This is a genomic window from Variovorax sp. N23 (genome assembly GCF_025486315.1).
In the GTDB taxonomy this organism is placed as follows: Bacteria; Pseudomonadota; Gammaproteobacteria; order Burkholderiales; family Burkholderiaceae_C; genus Variovorax.
On sequence record NZ_JAOOPY010000001.1, the window covers coordinates 314,600 to 331,712 of the forward strand.

17 protein-coding genes are annotated in these 17,113 nt (G+C 69.4%); 5 read left to right on the top strand and 12 right to left on the bottom strand.

Translation table 11 applies throughout. The features are described from left to right. Positions 1–9: 9 nt before the first annotated feature. From N8A90_RS01485 to N8A90_RS01515, 7 genes are all read right to left on the bottom strand, one after another. The gene (locus N8A90_RS01485; RefSeq protein WP_262072864.1) at positions 10–591 is read right to left on the bottom strand and encodes a DUF3299 domain-containing protein; all 582 of its coding nucleotides are present in this window, start codon (positions 589–591) and stop codon (positions 10–12) included. Between the two features lie 43 nt (positions 592–634). Then, positions 635–1,897, bottom strand: coding sequence for an ABC transporter permease (locus N8A90_RS01490; RefSeq protein ID WP_262072865.1), 1,263 nt, complete (start codon positions 1,895–1,897; stop codon positions 635–637). Further along, complete coding sequence (locus N8A90_RS01495; protein WP_262072866.1) at positions 1,894–2,592, bottom strand: ABC transporter ATP-binding protein; 699 nt, start codon at positions 2,590–2,592, stop codon at positions 1,894–1,896. Before N8A90_RS01495 ends, N8A90_RS01490 begins: the two co-directional genes overlap by 4 nt. A gap of 7 nt (positions 2,593–2,599) precedes the next feature. Next, positions 2,600–3,145, bottom strand: coding sequence for a DUF2796 domain-containing protein (locus tag N8A90_RS01500; RefSeq protein ID WP_262072867.1), 546 nt, complete (start codon positions 3,143–3,145; stop codon positions 2,600–2,602). Next, positions 3,142–4,050: a sulfurtransferase gene (locus N8A90_RS01505; protein ID WP_262072868.1), complete on the bottom strand. Its 909-nt coding sequence runs from the start codon at positions 4,048–4,050 to the stop codon at positions 3,142–3,144. The genes N8A90_RS01500 and N8A90_RS01505 overlap by 4 nt, the downstream gene beginning before the upstream one ends. A 25-nt stretch (positions 4,051–4,075) precedes the next feature. Then, the gene (locus N8A90_RS01510) at positions 4,076–5,008 is read right to left on the bottom strand and encodes a DMT family transporter (RefSeq protein ID WP_262072869.1); all 933 of its coding nucleotides are present in this window, start codon (positions 5,006–5,008) and stop codon (positions 4,076–4,078) included. A 120-nt stretch (positions 5,009–5,128) separates the two neighbouring features. Beyond that, positions 5,129–6,271, bottom strand: a complete 1,143-nt coding sequence (locus N8A90_RS01515; RefSeq protein WP_262072870.1) for an aromatic ring-hydroxylating oxygenase subunit alpha — start codon at positions 6,269–6,271, stop codon at positions 5,129–5,131. 232 nt (positions 6,272–6,503) lie between these two features. On the opposite strand from N8A90_RS01515, the gene xseB reads away from it, so the two are divergent. The 4 genes from xseB (at position 6,504) to N8A90_RS01535 (ending at position 10,775) form a co-directional block, all read left to right on the top strand. Beyond that, positions 6,504–6,773, top strand: coding sequence for an exodeoxyribonuclease VII small subunit (xseB, locus tag N8A90_RS01520; RefSeq protein WP_262072871.1), 270 nt, complete (start codon positions 6,504–6,506; stop codon positions 6,771–6,773). Next, positions 6,770–7,702, top strand: coding sequence for a polyprenyl synthetase family protein (locus N8A90_RS01525; RefSeq protein ID WP_262072872.1), 933 nt, complete (start codon positions 6,770–6,772; stop codon positions 7,700–7,702). The genes xseB and N8A90_RS01525 overlap by 4 nt, the downstream gene beginning before the upstream one ends. Before the next feature lie 10 nt (positions 7,703–7,712). Next, on the top strand, positions 7,713–9,575 hold the full coding sequence (gene dxs / locus N8A90_RS01530) for a 1-deoxy-D-xylulose-5-phosphate synthase (RefSeq protein ID WP_262072873.1): 1,863 nt from the start codon (positions 7,713–7,715) through the stop codon (positions 9,573–9,575). A gap of 117 nt (positions 9,576–9,692) precedes the next feature. Next, a complete protein-coding gene (locus N8A90_RS01535) occupies positions 9,693–10,775 on the top strand; it encodes a TRAP transporter substrate-binding protein (RefSeq protein ID WP_262072874.1) in 1,083 nt (360 codons plus the stop codon). A 106-nt stretch (positions 10,776–10,881) separates the two neighbouring features. Here the strand turns inward: N8A90_RS01535 and N8A90_RS01540 are convergent, their stop codons facing one another. Both N8A90_RS01540 and N8A90_RS01545 read right to left on the bottom strand, forming a co-directional pair. Beyond that, complete coding sequence (locus N8A90_RS01540; protein ID WP_262072875.1) at positions 10,882–12,720, bottom strand: TRAP transporter large permease subunit; 1,839 nt, start codon at positions 12,718–12,720, stop codon at positions 10,882–10,884. 24 nt (positions 12,721–12,744) lie between these two features. Then, a complete protein-coding gene (locus N8A90_RS01545; RefSeq protein WP_262072876.1) occupies positions 12,745–13,359 on the bottom strand; it encodes a TRAP transporter small permease subunit in 615 nt (204 codons plus the stop codon). Between the two features lie 128 nt (positions 13,360–13,487). Here N8A90_RS01545 and N8A90_RS01550 point away from each other — a divergent pair, with 128 nt between their 5' ends. Then, the gene (locus N8A90_RS01550) at positions 13,488–14,768 is read left to right on the top strand and encodes an SUMF1/EgtB/PvdO family nonheme iron enzyme (protein ID WP_262072877.1); all 1,281 of its coding nucleotides are present in this window, start codon (positions 13,488–13,490) and stop codon (positions 14,766–14,768) included. Positions 14,769–14,814: 46 nt separating this feature from the next. Here the strand turns inward: N8A90_RS01550 and N8A90_RS01555 are convergent, their stop codons facing one another. The 3 genes from N8A90_RS01555 to modA all read right to left on the bottom strand — a co-directional run bounded on the left by N8A90_RS01555 (position 14,815) and on the right by modA (position 17,073). Further along, positions 14,815–15,495 (bottom strand): ABC transporter ATP-binding protein, encoded by a 681-nt coding sequence (locus N8A90_RS01555; protein ID WP_262072878.1) that lies wholly within the window; start codon positions 15,493–15,495, stop codon positions 14,815–14,817. A 148-nt stretch (positions 15,496–15,643) separates the two neighbouring features. Continuing rightward, positions 15,644–16,297: a molybdate ABC transporter permease subunit gene (gene modB, locus N8A90_RS01560; protein ID WP_262072879.1), complete on the bottom strand. Its 654-nt coding sequence runs from the start codon at positions 16,295–16,297 to the stop codon at positions 15,644–15,646. Positions 16,298–16,308: 11 nt separating this feature from the next. Next, positions 16,309–17,073, bottom strand: coding sequence for a molybdate ABC transporter substrate-binding protein (gene modA / locus N8A90_RS01565; RefSeq protein ID WP_262072880.1), 765 nt, complete (start codon positions 17,071–17,073; stop codon positions 16,309–16,311). Between the last annotated feature and the right edge of the window lie 40 nt (positions 17,074–17,113).

A 17,113-nucleotide genomic window follows, 5' to 3' on the forward strand; every position in this document is an offset into this window, starting at 1 on the left:
GCGCTTGGCCTATTTCGCCGAGGCAGGCGCCGTGTACGCCGTCACGCTCTGCGCCTCCATGCGGTAGCCGGCCACGCCCATGCCGGAATTGCTGCGCGCCGCCTTGAGCGTGCCGACCACCCACACCGCGTCCATCGAGCGGAACTTCGCGGCCTTCGCGGGGTGCACATGCAGGATCTGGTTGGCCGGCGGTGGCGGCGTGTGGATGCAGGCGCCGAAGTAGGGCACCAGCAGGAACTCGGTGATCTCGCCGGCCTTCTTCTGCTCCAGCGGCACGATGTAGCCCGGGATCTTCACCTGGGCGCCGTCCATGGCGGGGTTGACCGGCGCGTTGTCGAAGGCGGCCTGCATCTTCTTCATCAGCGCGGCGGCGCGCGGGTCGCCGTCCTTCAACTGGCCGGGGTCGGTGGCGCCGATCTCCTTCATCGGGTCCCAGTCCTGGGGCACCAGGTCGTCCCAGGTGATCTCGCGCGCGGCGCCCGGCGTGGGCTTGGGGGAGGCGGGCTCGGCGGCGAAGGTGAGGCCCATCACCGAAGCGCCGATTACGCCGAGTGCGGCGATCACGAGGCGTCGAGGGGAAGAGGTCGTCATGGTCGGTCCTTGGATTCGTCGTGTGCGGCGTGGCGATGATGCGCTACAGACGCGGCGAGAGTCCGTCGGCCAGCGACAGGCGGTAGGCGCGCAGGGCGGGCAGCAGGCTGGCGGCCCAGCCGGCCAGCAGCAGCGCCGCGACCAGCAGGCCTTCGTTCGCGGTGGGGGCCGAGAGTGCCAGCGTCAGCCCGAAGTGTGCCTGCAGCCACGGCGACAGCGATGCGATGCCCACGGCCGCTGCCGCGGCACCCAGCACCACGCCGGCCAGCGTGACCAGCGCGCCTTCGATGGCCAGCAGCGCCAGCACATGGCGCAGCATGGCGCCGGCCGCGCGCAGCACGGCGAGCTCGCGGCGGCGCTGGTCGAGGCCGGCGAGCACCACCGCCACCAGGCCGGCCAGGCTCACCAGCGCGACCAGGGCCGACATCAGCAGCAGCGCGTTCTCGCCGACGCCGATCACGTCCCACAGCTCGTCGAGCGCGACGCCGGGCAGCACCGCCATCAGCGGCTCGCCGCTGTACGTCGACACCCAGCGCTGGACGCCGAACACGGCGGCGCGGTTCTTCAGGCCCACCAGCGCGGCCGTCACGTTCTTCGGCGTGAGGTCGATCTGCCCCAGCTGCGCTGCCGGCACGCGCAGGCCCGGCAGCGGCGCACCGCCGCGCCAGTCGAGGTGGATCGCTTCCATCGCCTGCAGGCCGATGTGCACCGTGCGGTCGACCGGCGTGCCGGTGCGCGCCAGGATGCCGACCACGGTGAAGGGCTTGTCGGCGTGCTCGGCCACCGTGAGTTCGCCGGTGCCGTGGGCCAGCGTGATGCGCTGGCCCACGCGGTAGCCCAGGCGCTCGGCCACGTCGGCACCGATGACGGCGTCGAACAGCGCGCCGAAGGGCCGGCCTTCGCGTAGCACCAGCGCCTGATGGTCGCCGTAGTGGAAGTGCGTGAAGTAGGCCGGTGTGGTCGCGAGCACCGCGAAGCCGCGGTGCGAATCGCCCAGCGACAGCGGCACCACCCAGTCGACGCCCTCGTGCGCCGACAGCGCCTGCACGCTCTGCCAGGCGATGTTGTTGGTCGCCGAGCCGATGCGGAACACCGAATACAGCAGCAGCTGCGTCGAGCCGGTGCGCGCGCCGACGATCAGGTCGGTGCCCGAGACGGCCGACGAGAAGCTCTCGCGCAACTGCGTGCGGATGCGCTCGACGCCCAGCAGCAGCACCGTCGATAGCGCGATCGACAGGACCGTCAGCACCAGCGTGAAGCGGCGGTTCCAGGCGCTGCGCCAGGCGATGGAGAAGAGGGCGCTCATGCCGGGTTGCTCCGCGCGCGGTTGATGTCCGGCAGGCTCAGCTCGCGCCCGAAGCGGGCGGCCAGGCGGCGGTCGTGGCTCACGAAGACCAGCGCGCTGTGGTGCGTGGCGCAGGCGGCCAGCAGCACGTCGAGGAAGGCGTCGCGGTGCGCCTCGTCGAGTGCCGAGGTCGGCTCGTCGGCGATCACCAGCTCGGGCCGGCCGATGAGCGCGCGCGCCGCGGCCACGCGTTGCTGCTGGCCGACCGACAGCTTCATCGCCGGCCGGCGCCATAGCGCGGGCTCGAGCCCCATGCCGTCGAGCAGTGCTTCGGCCTGCGCGCGCGCCGAACCTTCCTGCGCCGCCTGCGCCCGGCGGCGCGGCGAGAAGCGGCAGGGCAGCAGCACGTTGTCGAGCATGCTGAGGTAGGGCAGCAGGTTGAACTGCTGGAAGATGTAGCCGACGTGCGCCACGCGGCAGCGGTCGCGCGCGGCGCCCGAGAGCGCGGCCCAGTCGTGCCCCAGCAGCGTGACGCGGCCGGCATCGGCCACCAGCACACCGGCCATCAGCGACAGCAGCGTGCTCTTGCCGCAGCCGCTCGGGCCGTGCAGGAAGAGCGTCTCGCCGGCGGCGACGTGCAGCCGCTCGACGTCGATGCAGGGCGCGGCGCCCGGCCAGCCGAAGCGCAGGGCCTCGATCGAGAGAACGGTGTTCACCGCGGCGTCACTTGCTCCACGCGATGCGCGCGTTGGGCCGCTTGAGCGTGCGCTTGAACTGGCCTTGCGGCGCGACGATCTGCACCTCGATCTGGCGCGGGCCCTTGAAGGCGGTGAACAGGCCGACATCGATGAACCTGGTGGCGGCGGCGCTGGCGCAGTTGAAGGCGAAGGTCGCGTCCAGGTCGGCATGGCCGGCGCTCGGTGCGCCCGCGGGCGTGGCGCCCAGGCCCAGCACCGGCGCGCGCAGTTCGACCGGGCCCAGCTTGCAGTTGCCGGCCGGGTCGATGGTAAAGAGCGTGTCGGCCGCGCGCAGCTTGGCCACCGCTTCGTCGACCGCCTTCTTCTCGTCGTCGGTGCGCGGGGCGCGCTCGAAGCCGACGAAGTTGTCGAGCGGGGCTTCCATCGTGATGACGACCGTCGGGCCGTCGACCACGACGTCGAGCTTGATCTGGCCGTGCACATGGGCAGGCTGCGATTGCGCATGCAGCGCGAAGGGGGCCGCGGCGAGCGCGGCGGAAGCGAGAAGACGGAGGATGCGTCCGCAAATCATGGTTGTGCGCCTTGCCGGGTCGGCAGCCCCGGCGTGTTGCTCCATTCGCTCCAGCTGCCGGCATAGAGCGCGGTCGGTCCGAAGCCCGCGATTTCCATGGCGAGCAGGTTCGGCACGGCGCTCACGCCGCTGCCACACTGGTGGACGACCGTCGAGGGATCGCGTCCGGCCAGCAGGGTGTCGAATTCGGCGCGCAGCTGCGCCGCGGGCTTGAACCTGCCGTCCGGACCGATGTTCTCGGCGAAGGGGCGGTTCAGCGCCCCGGGGATGTGACCGGCGATCGGGTCCAGAGGTTCCACCTCGCCGCGATAACGTGCACCGGCCCGCGCGTCGATCAGCGTCTGGTCAGCCTGGCCCAGATGCGCAGCGACCTCGCGTGTCACGCGCAACGCGGCCCGCGGCGCCGAAGGCACGAAGTTCGACTGGAAGTGCGCGGGCTCGTCGCCATGTGCCACCGCGCCGCCCGCGGCCTGCCAGGCCTGCAGGCCGCCGTCGAGCACGGCCACGGCCTCGTGGCCCATCCACTTGAGCATCCACCAGAGGCGGCCGCAGTAGTTGGCGCCGTTGCGGTCGTACACCACCGCCTGCATGTCGTTGCGAAAGCCGACGCCTGACAGCCAGGCGGCGAACTTCTCGCGGCTGGGCAGCGGGTGGCGGCCGCCGGAGGCGGGCTCGCCGTCTTCGTGCGCGACCACCACGGTGCCGTCCTTGCCGGGGCGGCCGTGCGCGGCGCTCAGGTCGGTGTCGAGGTTGGCGTAGACCGCGCCGGCGATGTGCAGGTCGCGGTACTGCGCCGCGCCGGCCTCGGGCTGCATCAGGTCGAAGCTGCAGTCGAACACCATCAAGGGCGTGCCGGTGGTGCGCAGCGCCTGCAGTTGCTCGGACGAGATCAGGGTGCTGTACATGCGGGTGTCCTCGAAAAGCAGAAGGTCAGTGTTCTTCGGCCGGCGCCTTGGGCAAGGAGCGCTGCCGCAGGAAGGTGGCGGCGATGCCGCTGCCGATGATGAGCGCCATGCCGGTCCAGCCCAGCACGTCGATGCGGTCGCCGAACAGCACCACGCCGTAGAAGGCGGCGAACACGATGCCGGAATACTGCAGGTTGGCCACCAGCAGCGTGCCGCTTTCCGAGGTGGCGGTGGCGTAGGCGCGGGTCATGCACAACTGGCCGCCCGCGGCCAGCACGCCCACCGGCAGCAGCCAGATGGCGTGCGCGAAGGTCCACTCGGAGAACGGCGTGAAGCCTTCGATCGCAGCGACCAGCCCGCCCGCCACGGCGGAGCCCACGGCGAAGTAGAAGACGGTGCGCGCCTCGGGCTCGCCGGCACGCGAGAGGGCCACGACCTGCATGTACGCGAAGGCGGCCGTCAGGCCCGACAGCAGCCCCAGCAGGCCGGCGAAGCCCTGGCTGCCGCCGACGCTGGGCTTGAGCATCAGCACCACACCGGCGAAGCCGGCGAGCACCGTCAGGATGAGTGTGCCCTGCAGGGGGGGGCGCGCGATCTTGCCGTCGCGCCCGGGCACCGGCACCCAGGCGAGCAGCGCACCGCCGACCAGGAAGGCCGCGATCCACACGCTGCTCATGTAGTTGAGGGTGATCGCGGTCGCCAGCGGCAGGTGGGCGATGGCGTAGAACCAGGCGCCGAGCGACACCACGCCGATCAGGCTGCGCCAGGCGTGCATGCCGGGGTAGTGCGTGCCCAGCGGCACGCGAAGGTTGCGCGCCAGCAGCCAGAGGAAAACGATGCCGATGAGGCCGCGGTAGAAGACCAGCTCGGCGCTGGTGAACCAGGCCGAGGCGATCTTCACGCACAGGCCCATCGTGGCAAAAAGCAGCGCACCCAGCACCATCCACAAAGCTTGCATCGTTGTTGCTCGACGCGCGTCAGCAGCGTTCTGTATTTGTCGTGGAACACCGCGGAACGGGCTTCGCCCGGCCGCTGGTGTTGCCCCCGGCAGGGGGTGGGAGTCGTGACACGAAGTGCACTACGACCTGGGGGCGAGCCGAGTTTTATACCACTCGTGGAACTGCTGCATGCCGTCTTCCATCGGGCTCTGGTAGGGGCCGGTCTCGTTGTCGCCGCGCTGCATCAACGCACGGCGGCCGGCGTCCATGCGCTCGGCGATCTCGTCGTCCTCCACGCAGGTTTCCATGTAGGCGGCCTGCTGGGCCTCGACGAACTCGCGCTCGAAGGCGACGATTTCCTCGGGGTAGAAGAACTCGACCATGTTGAGCGTCTTCTGCGGGCTGATCGGGTGCAGGGTCGACACGGTCAGCACGTGCGGGTACCACTCGATCATCACGTGCGGGTAGTACGTGAGCCAGATCGCGCCGTACTTCGGCGGCTTGCCGTCGCGGTACTTGAGCAACTGCTCCTGCCACTTCTGGTAGACCGGGCTGCCCGCGCGGCCCAGGCGGTTGGCCACGCCCACCGTCTGCACCGAGAACTCCCGGTTGAATTCCCAGCGCAGGTCGTCGCAGGTCACGAAGCTGCCGAGGCCGGGGTGGAAGGGGCCGACGTGGTAGTCCTCGAGGTAGACCTCGATGAAGGTCTTCCAGTTGTAGTTGCACTCGTGCAGCTCCACGCGGTCGAGCGCGTAGCCGCTGAAGTCGAGGTCGGCGCGCGGGCCCAGGCCGGCCAGGTCGGCCGCCACGTTGCGGCCGCTGCCGTCGCGGTTCTTCTCGAACAGCAGGCCGTTCCACTCTTCCAGCGGGTAGTTGTGCAGGTTGAGGCACGGGTCCTGCGCGAAATGGGGCGCGCCGATCAGCGTACCGGTGGTGCGCGGGTCGGCGGCCGCATAGGTCCAGCGGTGCAGCGGGCAGACGATGTTGCCGCCCGTGCGCGCGTCGAGCTGGCCCCGCCCCCGCAGGATCAGCGCCTGGCGGTGCCGGCAGACATTGGAGATCAGCTCGACACCCTTGGGCGTGTGCACCAGCGCGCGGCCGTCGTGTTCCTGCGGCAGCGTGTGGAAGTTGCCGGGTTCGGGCACGGCGAGCCGGTGGCCCACATAGCGCGGCCCGTTGGCGAAAAGCGTCTGCAGCTCGCGGGCATAGAGCGCCTCGTCGAAGTACGCGGTAACCGGGAGTTGGCTCTGGGCCTGCTGCAGTTGAAGACTTAAATCAGACATGGGTGACCTGACCAAGCTCCCCACAGGGAGAAAAGGAAAAAGAGGCGCTGGCTGGAGGTGCGACCGCCCGAGAAAACATCGCCGGCGGGCGCCGGCGTGGAGGAGGGAGGGATTGTACCCGGGGGCCTTTTCCATGCGCCTTGACATGGAACAGCCCTGCCACGATTCGACGGTGTGCATCCGGGGGACGCCATGGAAACTAAAATGCGCGGTTTCACCCACGATTCCCTGCATGCCCAAGGCGCCATCCACTCTCCCGCCGCCGTTGCCGGCGGACGCCCCCGACACCGGTGCGCTGCCCGCGAGCTATGAAGCCGGGCTTCAGGAGCTCGAACGGCTGGTGAACGAACTCGAATCCGGCCAGATGCCGCTCGACCAATTGCTCGTCAGCTATCAGCGCGGCGCGGCCCTGCTGACCTTCTGCCGCGACAAGCTGCAGGCCGTCGAAGACCAGATCAAGGTGCTCGACGCAGGCAGCCTCAAGGCGTGGTCGGCCGAATGACGGCCGCACGCACGGCGGTACGCACGGACGAGGGCTGGGACGCGCAGCGCCTGGCGGCCTGGAGCGGTCCGCACCTGGCGAACGTGGAAGCGGCCCTGTCGCGCTGGGTCGGCATCGACGCCCCGGTGCAACTGGGCGACGCGATGCGCTACGCGGTGCTCGACGGCGGCAAGCGCCTGCGGCCGCTGCTCGTGATGGCGGCCAGCGAGGCCGTGCGCGGCGACGCGGCCGCCGCCCTGCGCGCGGCCTGCGCCACCGAACTCATCCATGCCTACTCGCTGGTGCACGACGACCTGCCCTGCATGGACAACGACGTTCTGCGCCGCGGCAAGCCGACGGTGCACGTGCAGTTCGGCGAAGCCGACGCGCTGCTGGCCGGCGACGCGCTGCAGGCGCTGGCCTTCGAGCTGCTCACGCCCGACGACACCGACATCGCGCCCGACGTTCAGGCCCGGCTGTGCCGCCTGCTGGCCCGTGCGGCCGGCAGCCAGGGCATGGCCGGCGGCCAGGCGATCGACCTCGCCAGTGTCGGCCTGGCGCTCGACGAAGTGCAGTTGCGCGAGATGCATCGCCTGAAGACCGGCGCGCTGCTGCAGGGCAGCGTCGAGATGGGCACGGCCTGCGCGCAGGGCGTGGCGCCGGCCGCCCTCGATGCATTGCGCGCCTACGGCGCCGCGCTGGGCCTGGCCTTCCAGGTGGTCGACGACATCCTCGACGTCACGGCCGATTCGGCGACGCTCGGCAAGACGGCGGGCAAGGACGCCGCGGCCGACAAACCCACCTACGTCTCGCTGCTGGGCCTCGATGGCGCCCGCGCCCAGGCGTCGCAACTGCTCGACGAGTCGATTGCCGCGCTCGACCGCAGCGGCCTGGACGACACCGAAGCGCTGCGCGCGCTGGCACACATGGTCGTGGACCGCGACCGATAACAACACACCCATGGCCGAGCTGCTCCCCACCATCCACGATCCTTCGGTCCTGCGCCAGTACGACCGCGCCCAGCTCAAGCAACTGGCCGACGAGGTGCGCGCCTGCGTGCTGCACAACGTCTCGCGCACCGGCGGGCACCTGAGTTCCAACCTCGGCACCGTCGAACTCACGGTGGCGCTGCACCATGTGTTCGACACGCCGCACGACCGCCTGGTGTGGGACGTGGGCCACCAGACCTACCCGCACAAGATCCTCACCGGCCGGCGCGAGCGCATGCCCACGCTGCGCCAGCAGGGCGGCATCTCGGGCTTCCCGCAGCGCAGCGAAAGCGAGTACGACACCTTCGGCACGGCGCACTCGTCGACCAGCATCTCGGCCGCGCTCGGCATGGCCATGGCGGCCAAGCAGAAGGGCGAAGACCGCCATGCCGTGGCCATCATCGGCGACGGTGCGATGACGGCCGGCATGGCCTTCGAGGCGCTCAACAACGCGGGCGTGTCCGATTGCAAGCTGCTGGTCATCCTGAACGACAACGACATGTCGATCAGCCCGCCGGTCGGTGCGCTCAACCGCTACCTCGCGCAGCTGATGAGCGGCAACTTCTACGCCGCCGCCAAGAACGTCGGCAAGAGCGTGCTGCGCGCCGCGCCGCCGTTGTTCGAGCTGGCCAAGCGCTTCGAGCAGCATGCCAAGGGCATGGTGGTGCCGGCCACGCTGTTCGAGCAGTTCGGCTTCAACTATGTCGGCCCGATCGATGGCCACGACCTCGACTCGCTGATCCCCACGCTCGAGAACCTCAAGCAGCTCGACGGCCCGCAGTTCCTGCACGTGGTCACCAAGAAGGGCCAGGGCTACAAGCTCGCCGAGGCCGACCCGGTGGCCTACCACGGCCCCGGCAAGTTCGACCCGGCGGTGGGGCTCGTCAAGTCGACGGCGGTGACCAAGCAGACCTTCACGCAGGTCTTCGGCCAGTGGCTGTGCGACATGGCCGCCAAGGACGGCCGCCTGGTCGGCATCACGCCGGCCATGCGCGAAGGCTCGGGCCTGGTGGAGTTCCAGCAGAAGTTCCCCACGCGCTACCACGACGTCGGCATCGCCGAGCAGCATGCCGTGACCTTCGCGGCCGGCCTGGCCTGCGAGGGGCTCAAGCCGGTGGTCGCGATCTACTCGACCTTCCTGCAGCGGGCCTACGACCAGCTGATTCACGACGTCGCGATCCAGAACCTGCCGGTGGTCTTCGCGCTCGACCGCGCGGGCCTGGTCGGCGCCGACGGCGCGACGCATGCGGGTGCCTACGACATCCCCTTCGTGCGCTGCATCCCGAACATGAGCATCGCCTGCCCGGCCGACGAGGCCGAGTGCCGGGCGCTGCTGACCACGGCCTACGAGCAGGACCACCCGGTGACGGTGCGCTACCCGCGCGGCGCCGGGGCCGGCGTGGTGCCGCATCTCACGCTCGACGGCCTGCCCTTCGGCAAGGGCGAACTGCGCCGTCAGGGGGCGGGCATCGCGATCCTGGCCTTCGGCACGCTGCTGTATCCGGCGCTCAAGGCCGCGGAAGCGCTGAACGCCACGGTGGTCAACATGCGCTGGGTCAAGCCGCTCGACGTCGACCTGCTGCTGCAAGTGGCGGCCACGCACGAAGCGATCGTCACGCTCGAAGAAGGCGCCGTCATGGGCGGTGCCGGCAGTGCGGTGCTCGAGGCGCTGCAGGCCGCGGCGGTGGTCAAGCCCGTGCTGCAGCTGGGCCTGCCCGACCGATTCATCGAACATGGCGATCCGGGCCGGCTGCTCGCGGGTGTCGGGCTCGATGCCGAGGGCATCGCGAAGTCGATCGCGGCGCGCTTCGGCGCGCCTGGTTCCGCAGGGTAAACCCCCAAGGGCCGCCCTGTAAGCACTTCTTACAATCGCGGGCGACCCACAAGGTCTTCAACTCAACGCGGCGAGGCCGCGTTTTGTTTTTCCCCCTTTGCAATCGGAGTGAATTCAATGGATCGTCGTTCCCTCATCAAGAATGCCGGCATCGCTGGCGTGCTCGCTGCAGGCATCGCGCCTGCGGTGCATGCGCAAGCCGCTGTCCGCTGGCGCCTGGCTTCGAGCTTTCCCCGTTCGCTGGACACGATCTTCGGCAGCGCCGAAATGCTCTCCAAGACCGTCAAGGCCCTGTCGGGCGGCAAGTTCGAGATCACCGTTCACCCCGCTGGCGAACTGATGCCGGCCTTCGGCGTCGTCGATGCCCTGCAGGGTGACAACATCGAAATGGCCCAGTCCGCGGCCTACTACTTCACCGGCAAGGACCCGGTCTTCGCGTTCAGCTGCGCCGTGCCCTTCGGCCTGACCGCCCGCCAGAACACGTCGTGGAAGGACTACGGCGGCGGCCGCAAGCTGCTCGACGATTTCTTCGCCAAGTACAACTTCAAGACGGCCAGCGCCGGCAACACCGGCACGCAGATGGGCGGCTGGTACCGCAAGGAAATCAAGACCGTTGCGGACCTCAAGGGTCTGAAGATGCGCATGGGCGGCGGCGTGTTCGGCGAAGCGATGCAGAAGCTGGGCGTGGTGCCGCAGAACATGCCGGCCGGCGACGTCTACCAGGCGCTGGAAAAGGGCACGCTGGACGCGTCCGAATTCGTCGGCCCGTACGACGATGCCAAGCTGGGCTTCAACAAGGTCGCACCGTTCTACTACTACCCCGGCTGGTGGGAAGGCGGCGCCGACCTCGAGTTCTTCATCAACGTCAAGAAGTACAACGCGCTCTCGGAAGAGAACAAGGCCATCCTGGACGCCGCCTGCAAGGTCGCGGCCACCGACATGACGGCCAAGTACGACGCCTGGAACCCGATCGCGCTGAAGAAGCTCGTGGCCGAGAAGACGCAGCTCAAGCCCTTCCCGAAGGCGGTGATGGACGCGGGCTTCAAGGCCTCCATGGAAGTGTTCGCCGAGCACGAGGCCAAGTCGGCCGAGTTCAAGACGATCCACCAGAGCATGCGCGCCTTCCAGCGCGACCAGATCCTGTGGAACCGTTTCTCGGAATACCCGTTCAACCAGTACATGAACGGCGTGAAGATCTGAGCTCGCTCCGATCGCGGGTCGAAAGAACCGCCCATGAAAAAGCCGCGCACTGCGCGGCTTTTTTTCGTCTGCGGCACCGCTGTCGGTGCCGCAGGTCGTCATGCCTTCACTGTCCCGGTTTGGGCTTGAGGGCGTCCTGCATGGCCTTCATCGGGTCGTCCTCGGTGGCCGGTTCGGGCGTCGGGGCGGGGGCCTCCGGTGCGCCGCCGCTGCCTGCTGGCGCCGGGGCACCGAGCGACGGTGCCGGTTCGGCGCCGTAGCCCTGATCGGAGCCGTAACCACCTTCCTCCGAGGAAGGCTGCAGCGATTCGCGCATCTGGTCGCCGACCTGCCGGAGGTCGACGTTCTCCACCTTGTCCAGGCTGCCCGTGACCAGGCCCGGGAAGGCGATCAGGATGCCCACCATGAAGATCTGGATCAGCACGAAGGGCACGGCACCCTTGTAGATCTGCATGGTCGTCACCGGCTGCATGATCTTCTTCGTCACACGGTCCATGTACGGCTTCTCGGGGGCCACCGAACGCAGGAAGAAGAGGGCGAAGCCGAAGGGCGGGTGCATGAACGAGGTCTGCATGTTCACGGCCAGCAGCACGCCGAACCAGATGAGGTCGATGCCCAGCTTGTGCGCGACCGGCGCCAGCAGCGGCACCACGATGAAGGACAGCTCGAAGTAGTCCAGGAAGAACGCGAGGAAGAAGATCAGCAGGTTCACCAGGATCAGGAAGCCGATCTGCCCGCCGGGCAGGCCGGTGAGCAGGTGCTCGACCCAGATCGGGCCGTCGGCGGCCTGGAACACCAGGCCGAACACCGTGGCGCCGATCAGGATGAACATCACGAAGCTGCCGAGCTTGGTGGTCGTCGCCAGTGCCTGCTTGAGCAGGCTCAGGTTCAGCCGCCGACGCAGCGCGCCCAGCACGAGGGCGCCGATCGCGCCCATGGCGCCGCCCTCGGTGGGGGTTGCGACGCCCAGGAAAATGGTGCCGAGCACCAGGAAGATCAGCAGCAGCGGCGGGATCAGCACGAAGGTCACGCGCTCGGCCAGGCGCGACAGCAGGCCCAGCCGCGTGACCTTGTTGAACAGCGCGATCAGGAAGGCCACGAAGGTGCCGCCGCACATCGCGACGACCACCTTTTCGTCGGTGGCCACCGAGGTGATGAGGGTGCCTTGCCACCACGTGTGGATCTCGGCCATGTGGCGCGCCATCATGGCGGCGACGAAGGCCGAGAAGCCCATCAGCACGACCAGCGAGGCGTAGCCGCCGCCGCCGTTGGGCTCGCGGTAGATGCGCGCCTCGGCCGGCAGGGCCGGCACCTGCGCCGGCTTGAAGATCGCCAGGAAGACCACGTACAGCACGTACAGGCCCACCAGGATGAACGCGGGGAGGAAGGCGCCCTTGTACATGTCGCCGACGCTCTTGCCGAGCTGGTCGGCCATGATGATCAGCACCAGCGACGGCGGAATGATCTGCGCCAGCGTGCCCGATGCGGCGATCACGCCTGAGGCCATCCGGCGGTCGTAGCCGTAGCGCAGCATGATGGGCAGCGAGATCAGGCCCATCGAGATGACCGACGCGGCCACCACGCCGGTGGTCGCGGCCAGCAGCGCACCCACGAAGATCACGGCCAGCGCCAGGCCGCCGCGCATCGGACCGAAGACCTGGCCGACGGTGTCGAGCAGGTCCTCGGCCATGCCGCTTCGCTCGAGGATCAGCCCCATCAAGGTGAAGAAGGGCACGGCCAGCAAGGTGTCGTTGGCCATGATGCCGATGAGCCGCTGCGGCAGCCATGCCATGACGGACGACTGGAACACGCCGAGTTCGACACCGATGAAGGCGAAGAAGAGGCCGCAGGCCCCCAGGCTGAAGGCGACCGGAAAGCCCAGCAGCAGAAAGACGATCAGCCCCGCGAACATGATCGGGGCGAAATTGGCGGTGATGAATTCCATGGTTCTTTTGTCTCTGCTCGTGGCTCAGCGGACCTGCGGGGCGGCGGCGGGATCGACCACGTCGGAGCGTTCGCGCAGCACCTCGGCCAGTTCTTCTTCGGCGGTCTTCTCGCCATGCTTGACCGTCGGGTCGGGGCCCGCGCCGCGCAGGAAGGCGATGCGCTTGATCAGTTCCGACCAGCCCTGCAGCAGCAGCAGCGTGAAGCCCACCGGCAGCGCCAGCCACACGGGCCAGCGGATCAGTCCGCCGGGGTTGCCGGACATCTCGCCGGTCTGGTACATCTGGATGGTCATCGGGACGGTGTAGTACAGCACCACGACGCACAGCGGGGTGAGGAAGGCGGCGAAGCCCAGGATGTCGATCCACATCTGCGTGCGCTTGGGCAGGCGGCTGTTGAGCACGTCGATGCGCACGTGTTCGCGGTTGAGCAGCGTGAAGCCGGCCGCGATCAGGAAGGACCAGGCGAACAGGTACCACTGGACTTCCAGATACGCGTTGGAGCTGGTGTTGAACACCTTGCGGACCACGGCGTTGACGGTGCTGATGGCGGTTGACGCCAGAATGATCCAGATCGCGTACTTGCCCACCTGGGCGTTGAGCCAGTCGATGGCCCTCGACAGCTTCATCAAGCCTTGCATAGTTGCTCCATCATTTTCTAAGGATTGCCCTCATACGAGAGCACCCGACGCGCCGGCGTTGTGCGCTGGCGGATCGGGTGCAGGGCGTACGGATTTTATCGGTGTACGGCGGCCGCGATAATTAGGCCATGCCCGCACCCTCCGGCCCCGCATCGCGCCGCGCGTCGGTCGGCGTGCACGCCATCGATTCCCTCGAGATGGTCCACGCCGGCCGCGAACTGCTGTCGCTGGCGCTCATCGATGCACGCAACCACACGCTGCACCTGCTGTCGCTGTGCGAGCAGGCGATGGAGGCCGCGGCCGCCCCGGTCGAAGACGCGCACGATGCGCTGCCCCCGCTCTGGCTGGCCGGGCACATCGGCTGGTTCTCCGAATGGTGGATCGCGCGGAACACGCAGCGCGCCTTCGGCATCGACTGCCCGGTGCGTCCGACGCGGCTGGCCGCGATCGAGCCGCAGGCCGACGACTGGTGGTCCGCACCGCCCGAGGCCGGCGCGCCGCCACCCGATACCGAAGCCACGCGCGCCTATCTGCTCGAAACGCTGGAGTGCACGCTCGAGCTGCTCGAGCGTGCCACCGAAACCGACGCCGGCCTGTACTTCTATCGCCTCGCGCTGTTTCATGAAGACCTGCGCGGGGAGCAACTCGTCGTGATCGCGCAGACGCTGGGCCTGCCGATCGGCGTCGAGCCGCCGCCCGCCGCCTTGCCGCGCGAGCCCCTGCTGCTGCCGGCCACGCGCTGGACGCTCGGCGATGCCGAAGGCAGCACGGGCTTCGGCTTCGCGCAGGACGGCGGCTCGCTGGCGGTCGACGTGCCCGCCTTCGAGATCGACGCGCAGCCGGTGAGCTGGCAGCAGTTCGCCGAATTCGTCGACGACGGTGGCTACGACCGCAGCGAGCTCTGGCTGCCCGGCGGCCGGCACTGGCTGGCGCAGCAGCACGAGGGCCGCCGTGCGCCGCGCCATGTCGAGCAGATCGGGGCCGGCCGGCGCGGGGAGGGTGGGGCCATCCTGCAACGCCGCTTCGGCCGGGTGGTGCAGGCCGCCGGCCACCAGCCGGCCGTGCACCTGAGCTGGTGGGAGGCCGACGCCTGGGCACGCTGGGCCGGCCGGCGCATCGCCACCGAGGTCGAGTGGGAGGTCGCGGCCCATGCGGGCGCGCACCGCGGCTTTCATTGGGGCGATGTGTACGAATGGACCGCCGGCACGCTGCGGCCCTGGCCGGGTTACCGGGCCGATCCGTGGAGTGGCGGCAGCACATTCGACCCGTTGCCGGCGTTCGGGCAGGCGCGGGTGCTGCGCGGCGCCTCGTTCGCCACCCGTGCGCGGCTGCGTTCGCCGCGTGTACGCCATTTCGCGCTCCCGGCGCGCGACGACGGCTTCTTCGGCTTCCGCACCTGCGCGCTCTGAAGCGCCGCACGGCACGGCGCTCGGGGCCGCTGGACCGATGCGCGGCCTACGGGGCGGGTGCGACCGTGACGCGGCCCATGTCGAGCTGGACCGCCGACTGCGCCAGCGCTGCCACGTCGCTCGGGTCGTGCGTGACCAGCAGGGTCGGCACCTGCACGCGCTCCAGCATCGCCGCGAGTTCGGCGCGCAGGCGGATGCGCTGTGGCGTGTCGAGCGCGGCGAGCGGCTCGTCCAGCAGCAGCAGGTGCGGTTGCGGCGCCAGCGCCCGCGCCAGCGCCACGCGCTGGCGCTGCCCGCCCGAGAGGTGCCGGGGCCACGCCCCGCGCAGTGTGTCGAGGTCGAACTGCCGCAGCAGCGCATCGATGCGCGCGCGCTCGGCCTCGTTCGGGCGCTGGCCGAGCCGGCACAGCCCGAAGGCAAGGTTCTGCTCGACCGTCATGTGGGGGAACAGCGCGTAGTCCTGGAACACCAGCCCGACACGGCGTTCGCGGGCGGGCAGGTCGACGGCGTCGGCCGTGTCGAGCAGCGTGCGGCCCGCCACGCGCACATGGCCCCGCACCTGCGGCAGCAGCCCGGCGATGGCCATCAGCACCGTGGACTTGCCCGAACCCGACATGCCGATCAGCGCCGTGCGAGCGGTCGTCGAGACGAAGCGCGCATCCAGCACGAAGCGGCGGCCCGGCGATTCGAGCGTGGTCTGTACGTGGATGTCGAGCACCGGTTGCATGTCAGTTCCATGGCGCTGCTCATCACCGGCAGCCGATGAAACCGGCGTGGCCGGATGCCAGGGCACCCGCGGAACTGGCTTTGCCAGGCCGCCAGGTGCGCCCCCTTGAGGGGGAGGCGCCGCAGGCGCATCGGGGGTGGGTTTCATGTCAGTGCTTGGCCTGCAGCATGCGGCCGGCGGCGACCAAGACCACCACGCACACGACCGAGATCACAAGCGTGAGCCACAGCGCCTGCGCGTCGTTGCCGGATTGCACCGCGTCGTAGATGGCGATGGACAGCGTCTGCGTCTTGCCGGGGAGGTTGCCGGCGATCATCAGGGTCGCGCCGAACTCGCCCATGGCCCGCGCGAAGGCGAGCATCAGGCCGGCGGCGATGCCGCGCACCGCCAGCGGCAGCGCGATGCGCGCGAAGATCTCGAACTCGCCCGCCCCCAGCGTGCGCGCGGCATGCAGGAAGCGGCCGTCCACGTCCTCGAAGGCCGCGCGCGCCGCCTTGTAGATCAGTGGCAGCGACACCAGCGACGCCGCGATCACCGCGCCCTGCCAGGTGAACATCAGGTTGATGCCGAACCAGCGGTCGAGGTACTGGCCGAGCACGCCGTTGCGGCCGATCAGCACGATGAGGTAGTAGCCCAGCACCGTCGGCGGCAGCACCATCGGCAGCATCAGCAGGGCGTCCACGACGTTCTTGCCGGTGAAGCGGCGCTGCGACATCCACCAGCCCAGCGCGATGCCGACCGCGCCCGCCATCAGCGTGGCGAGTAGCGCGACCTTGAGCGTGAGCCAGAGCGGTGTGAGCAAGAGACGCCGGGTCAGGGCTTCGAGAAGCCGAAGCCGTCGAGGATGCGCTGGCCGGCGTCGCTGCGCACGAAGGCAACGAAGTCCCGGCCCAGCGCCGCGTTCCTGCTGGCGGCGATCTGCGCGATGGGGTAGCTCACGGGCGTGCGGGTCGGCACGGTCAGCGCGATGCGTGTCTTGTCCTTCTCGATCAGCGCGTCGGTGCGGTAGACGAAGCCGGCGTCGACCTCCCCGCGGGCGACGTAGTTGAGCACCTGGCGCACGCTTTCGCCGTAGATCCACTTGGGCTCCAGGGCGGCGGCCAGGCCGGCGTCCTGCACCGCGGCCACGGTGTAGCGGCCGACCGGCACCGAGCTCGGCGTGCCGGTGGCGATGCGCCGGTAGCCGGCGCCGCCCAGGTCGGCCAGCGTCTGTGGAACGGCCGTGGCGGCGGCGGGGACGATCAGCACCAGCGTGTTGCGCGCGAAGTCGGCGCGGGTGCCGTCGGTGAGCAGGTGGGCCTTGGCGGCGCGGTCCATCGTCTCCTGGTCGGCGGAGGCGAACACATCGACCGGTGCGCCCTGCTGGATCTGCGCGAGCAGCGGGCCGGAGGCGGCGAAGTTGAAGGTCACCCTGGCGCCGGGCCGTGTCTTCTCGAAAGCCTGGCCGACCGCCTGGAACGCGTTCGTCAGACTGGCGGCGGCGGAGACGATCACCTCCTGCGCGTGCAGGGCCGCGGTGCCCAGCGAGAAAGCGGCCAGCAGGGCGGCCTTTCCGAGCCAGCGGGAGGGGGTGTTCATCTCGCGTCCTTTCGATGCGCTATTCAAAACAGGAATAGCG

Bases quoted from the DNA above. Each gene is read 5' to 3' on its own strand.
- xseB (WP_262072871.1), top strand. From the start codon at position 6,504: ATGCCCAAGGCGCCATCCACTCTCCCGCCGCCGTTGCCGGCGGACGCC.
- N8A90_RS01525 (WP_262072872.1), top strand. From the start codon at position 6,770: ATGACGGCCGCACGCACGGCGGTACGCACGGACGAGGGCTGGGACGCG.
- N8A90_RS01490 (WP_262072865.1), bottom strand. From the start codon at position 1,897: ATGAGCGCCCTCTTCTCCATCGCCTGGCGCAGCGCCTGGAACCGCCGC.
- dxs (WP_262072873.1), top strand. From the start codon at position 7,713: ATGGCCGAGCTGCTCCCCACCATCCACGATCCTTCGGTCCTGCGCCAG.
- N8A90_RS01535 (WP_262072874.1), top strand. From the start codon at position 9,693: ATGGATCGTCGTTCCCTCATCAAGAATGCCGGCATCGCTGGCGTGCTC.
- N8A90_RS01510 (WP_262072869.1), bottom strand. From the start codon at position 5,008: ATGCAAGCTTTGTGGATGGTGCTGGGTGCGCTGCTTTTTGCCACGATG.
- modA (WP_262072880.1), bottom strand. From the start codon at position 17,073: ATGAACACCCCCTCCCGCTGGCTCGGAAAGGCCGCCCTGCTGGCCGCT.
- N8A90_RS01555 (WP_262072878.1), bottom strand. From the start codon at position 15,495: ATGCAACCGGTGCTCGACATCCACGTACAGACCACGCTCGAATCGCCG.
- N8A90_RS01550 (WP_262072877.1), top strand. From the start codon at position 13,488: ATGCCCGCACCCTCCGGCCCCGCATCGCGCCGCGCGTCGGTCGGCGTG.
- N8A90_RS01515 (WP_262072870.1), bottom strand. From the start codon at position 6,271: ATGTCTGATTTAAGTCTTCAACTGCAGCAGGCCCAGAGCCAACTCCCG.
- N8A90_RS01485 (WP_262072864.1), bottom strand. From the start codon at position 591: ATGACGACCTCTTCCCCTCGACGCCTCGTGATCGCCGCACTCGGCGTA.
- N8A90_RS01505 (WP_262072868.1), bottom strand. From the start codon at position 4,050: ATGTACAGCACCCTGATCTCGTCCGAGCAACTGCAGGCGCTGCGCACC.
- N8A90_RS01545 (WP_262072876.1), bottom strand. From the start codon at position 13,359: ATGCAAGGCTTGATGAAGCTGTCGAGGGCCATCGACTGGCTCAACGCC.
- N8A90_RS01540 (WP_262072875.1), bottom strand. From the start codon at position 12,720: ATGGAATTCATCACCGCCAATTTCGCCCCGATCATGTTCGCGGGGCTG.
- N8A90_RS01500 (WP_262072867.1), bottom strand. From the start codon at position 3,145: ATGATTTGCGGACGCATCCTCCGTCTTCTCGCTTCCGCCGCGCTCGCC.